Raw genomic sequence first — 3,240 nt, forward strand, 5'->3', positions numbered from 1 at the left:
CTGTCCGCGATCCGCCGGAAGGTGCCGTCCCGCCGTCAAACACTTGCCAGGCACCGCCCCGGCCGGAAAGAGTGACGCATGCCGATCGATCCGCACACCCTGCTCGCCGTCGCCCGCGAAGAAGCCGAGCTGGGCAAGGCCGAAGGCGGCGTGCCGATCGGGGCCGCGCTGTTCGACTCCGCGGGCACGCTGCTGGGCCGCGGGCACAACCGGCGCGTGCAGGACGGCGACCCGTCGATGCACGCCGAGACCGCGGCGTTCCGCAACGCCGGCCGCCGCCCGCACTACCGCGACACGATCATGGTCACGACGCTCTCGCCGTGCTGGTACTGCTCCGGGCTCGTCCGTCAGTTCGGTATCGGGCACGTCGTCATCGGTGAGGCCGAGACGTTCCACGGCGGTCACGACTGGCTCGCCGGGCTCGGGGTGGAGATCACCCTGCTCGACGATCCCGGCTGCACCGCGCTGATGACGGAGTTCATCGCCGCGCGCCCGGACCTGTGGTTCGAGGACATCGGGGTCGAGAAGTCCGAATAGGACAGTGTTGGGCAAAACAGGGTTGGACAAAACAGCGTTCTGACCGGACAGCGTCGGGCAGGACAGCGCCTCACAGGAGCCGGTATGCCGTCATCCGTTCCGCTCGTGGACCTTTCGCCGTGGTTCGCGGGCACGTCCGAGGGCCGGGCCGAAGTGGCGGGCCGGATCGACCAGGCGCTGCGGGAGTCCGGCTTCCTGCTGGTCACCGGGCACGGCGTCCCGGACGACCTGCGCCACCGGACGCGCGAGCTGGCGCGGGAGTTCTTCGCGCTGCCCGAGGACGTCAAGCAGCGCTACGCCGTCACGGTCGGCGGCCGCGGCTGGCTGCCGCCCGGCGTCGAGGCCAACGGCTACGCCGAGGGCACCGAAACCCCGCCGGACCTCAAGGAGTCCTACTCGGCGGGCGCCGACACCCGCACCGGCGTCGCCGAGGTCGACGGGTTCTGGTTCCAGCCGAACGTCTGGCCGGACGAGGTGCCCGGTCTCGGCGAGGTGGCCACCGAATACATGCGCCGGATGCGGGCGCTGGCGGACCACCTCCTGGAGATCTTCGCCGCGGCGCTCGGCCTCGCCCAGAGCCACTTCACCCGGCACACCGGGCACCCGACGTACACGTTCAACATCAACTGGTACCCGCCGATGACTCACGTCGGCGCCCCGGCGCCGGACCAGTTCCGGATCGGCCCGCACACCGACTTCGGCACGGTCACCGTGCTCGACCGCCAGGCCGGCGTCGGCGGCCTGCAGGTCTGCACGGCCGGCGGTGACTGGGAGGACGCGCCGTTCCACCCGGAGGCGTTCACGGTGAACATCGGTGACCTGATGGCCCGCTGGACGGGCGACCGCTGGCGCTCGACCCGCCACCGCGTCCTCCCGCCGGCCGCGACGGCGCCCGACGAGGACCTCGTGTCGTTGATCTTCTTCTACGAGACCGATCACGACGCGAGGATCACGTCACTGGCGCCGCCGCTGGGGACCCGGACCTACCCCGAGGTGATCGCGTCGCAGTACCTGAAAGAGAAACTGGACGCGATCACGATGAGCTGACGCTCAGTCGCAGATCCGCTCGGCGATCGCCGCCGGGACGTCCTCGCACAATTGCCCGGTCCCCCCGTTGCGCATCACCCATTTCCCGTTCTGGTGCACGAACAGCATGCGGCCGCCGTCGATTTCGTTGGTGAAGTGCGCGAACGCCCAGGGCGCCTCGCAGGTGATGCGCTGCAGGCCCCGGCTGTCCATCACCAGCGCCTCGGACGCCTCCTTGTTCGCCTTGAACGCGGCTTCCAGCGTGGCTTTGGTCGCCGAGGCGCAGACGTTCACCGGCGTGCTCGCCTTGACCGGCACCGGGTCCGCCACCTGCACGGGAGCGGGTGCCTTGGTGGCCGTCGTCGCCGTCACGGTCGTCGCCGGCACCGGCGGCGTGGCCGGTCCGGCGCTCGGCGGATTCTGCTGGCCACTGCAGGCCGAAAGGATGAATGCCGTCGCCACGACGATTCCGGCCCCGGCTCCGGCGCGCACGAAATCAACCTTCGAATACATTTGTTTCCCCCTGCGTCATCGACGGCCCCTCACCGTCTTCACACCATCAAGACGCCCCGGGGAATTGCCGGTTGCACGCCCCGCCTAACGGGAAGGTCACGACTCCGGCTCGGCGCAGACCGTCCGGTTCCGGCCCGCCGCCTTCGCCCGCAGCAACGCCTGTTCCGCCGCCAGCAGCGCGTCGCCGAGGAGCCCGTCCCCGCAGCCCGCCACGCCGATCGACACCGTCACCCCGACGAACTGCGGGCCGTCGCCCGAAGCCTTCAGGGCCACCAGCGTCGAAGCGATGCGCAGGCGGATGCGCTCGGCGATCGCCGTCGCGTCGAACGGGCCGGTGCCGGGCAGCAGCACCGCGAACTCCTCGCCGCCGGAGCGGCCCACCAGGTCGGCCGCACGGACCTCGTCGCGCAGGGTGCCGGCGACCGCGCGCAGGACGGCGTCGCCGATGCGGACGCCGTAGCGGTCGTTGAGCAGGCGGAAGTGGTCGAGGTCGAGCAGCAGCACGGCCGGGCCGGGACCGTGGCCGCCGAGGCGGTCCAGCCGGGCCTCGGCGGCGCCGTGCCAGGAGGCGGCGGTCAGCACCCCGGTGCCCGGATCGAGGGTGACGTGGTCGCGGCGGCCGCCGCCCAGCCCGCCGCGGTGCAGCACGACGGTGGCGCCGGCCAGCACCGGGACCAGCAGTGGCGCGGCGACGGCGGCCCAGGCGAGCGCGAGGCCGAACGCCGTCATCGCGGCGTCGAAGGCGTGCCCCGGCGCGGCTTCGCGCGGCCGGCGGGGCCCGTCGGCGCCGGTCACGAGCGCGGCGTTCACCGCGAGGAACACCAGCCCGGCGACGGTCAGCAGGAGCACGGTCCGGGCATCGAGGACGTCACCGAGCGGCCGGGCGCCGGTCGCGGTGAGGAAGGCACCGGCGGACAGGCCGGCCAGCGCCGTCGCCGCGGCGCCGAACACCTGCCGGTGGACGGGTCTTCTGCGGACCCGGAACCACTGGTGCAGCGCGGAGAGCACGACCAGCGCGACGGCCAGGCCGGGCCGGAGCACCAGCACCCCGGCGAAGACCCACGGCGTGTCGACGCCGGGGCCGAGGAGGGTGTCCTCACGGTGGCGCTCGACCGGCCGCGCGAGCTCCGCCGACCCGAGCATCCCGGCCGCGAGCAGCGCGAA

4 protein-coding genes are annotated in these 3,240 nt (G+C 72.6%); 2 read left to right on the forward strand and 2 right to left on the reverse strand.

The genetic code is table 11. The features are described from left to right. Window positions 1–78 precede the first annotated feature (78 nt). A complete protein-coding gene (locus CCN39_RS41315) occupies window positions 79–537 on the forward strand; it encodes a nucleoside deaminase (protein ID WP_086851771.1) in 459 nt (152 codons plus the stop codon). Between the two features lie 84 nt (window positions 538–621). Then, entirely contained in the window at window positions 622–1,584 is a 963-nt protein-coding gene (locus CCN39_RS41320; protein WP_086851773.1) for an isopenicillin N synthase family dioxygenase, read from the forward strand. Window positions 1,585–1,587: 3 nt separating this feature from the next. Here the strand turns inward: CCN39_RS41320 and CCN39_RS52270 are convergent, their stop codons facing one another. Together CCN39_RS52270 and CCN39_RS41330 are read right to left on the reverse strand one after the other, a co-directional pair. Then, window positions 1,588–2,055, reverse strand: coding sequence for a hypothetical protein (locus CCN39_RS52270; RefSeq protein WP_244211237.1), 468 nt, complete (start codon window positions 2,053–2,055; stop codon window positions 1,588–1,590). Window positions 2,056–2,172: 117 nt separating this feature from the next. Then, a partial coding sequence (locus CCN39_RS41330; RefSeq protein WP_086851775.1) for a GGDEF domain-containing protein occupies window positions 2,173–3,240 on the reverse strand: 1,068 nt, incomplete at its 5' end.

This window comes from Amycolatopsis kentuckyensis (assembly GCF_002155975.1).
In the GTDB taxonomy this organism is placed as follows: Bacteria; Actinomycetota; Actinomycetes; order Mycobacteriales; family Pseudonocardiaceae; genus Amycolatopsis; species Amycolatopsis kentuckyensis.